General features: G+C 58.0%; 1 protein-coding gene and 1 pseudogene. Both read left to right on the forward strand.

The window, feature by feature from the left end:
• Nucleotides 1–34 precede the first annotated feature (34 nt).
• A pseudogene (locus tag NS334_RS19380) lies at nt 35–709 on the forward strand (substrate-binding domain-containing protein).
• Between the two features lie 8 nt (nt 710–717).
• The coding region (locus NS334_RS18930; RefSeq protein WP_241492015.1) for a hypothetical protein at nt 718–900 on the forward strand (183 nt) is incomplete at its 3' end.

Raw genomic sequence — 900 nt, forward strand, 5'->3', positions numbered from 1 at the left:
AACGGATGCCTTTGCCAAGAAGTCGGGTTTGACCGTGAAAGCGATTGTCGCGGGTAGCGGCGACATCTTGAAACAAGGCGCCAGAGGCGAAGGCGATGTGCTGCTTACGCACTCACCTGATGCCGAAAAGCTCTGGATGGCGGACGGCAATGGAACGTCGCGGCGGCTCGTAATGTACAACGATTTCGTGATTATCGGCCCGGAAGGTGATCCCGCGAAGATCAAGGGGTTGAAGTCCGCCGATGCCCTGCGGCGTATCGCGGAAACAAAATCGCCTTTCGTTGCACGCGGCGACCAGTAGGGAACTCACGTCCGCGAGCTCGCCATGTGGAAGCGTGCGGGGATCGATCCGAAGGGCCAAGCGTGGTATCGGGAAACCGGACAGGGCCAAGGCCAGACCATGGATGTCGCATCGCAATTCCAAGCCTACGCCTTTACTGATCGGGGCACCTATCTCACCCAAGCCAAGCGCATCGGCCTGCCGATCCTCGTCGAAAATGATCCGGCGCTCTTCAACATCTACCACGTCATGCCGGTCAACTCTGCCAGGTTTCCCAAAGTGAATGCGGCCGGCGGCCAGGCTTTTGCGGACTGGATTGTCTCGCCGGAGGGACAAGACATCATCGGAGAATTCGGGAAGGCCCAGTATGGACGGTCGCTGTTCGTCCCGGCAGCAAACAAACAAGAGAGCGAACTCCTCCGGAACTAGATTCGAAAATGGAGACCGGGTCCTGGGACTATTGGGCTGAGATCGGTCAGGGGTTCGTTGACGCAGTATCACTTCTTGTGACGGGTGATCCCGACACTTGGGGTATTGTTCGCCAGTCGCTGTTGATCTCGCTCTCGGCGACCATCGTCAGCATGGTGTTTGGCGTTCCACTCGGATTCTGGATCGCCTAC

Origin of the sequence: Sphingomonas endophytica (genome assembly GCF_001476895.1) — a bacterium.
In the GTDB taxonomy this organism is placed as follows: domain Bacteria; phylum Pseudomonadota; class Alphaproteobacteria; order Sphingomonadales; family Sphingomonadaceae; genus Sphingomonas; species Sphingomonas endophytica_A.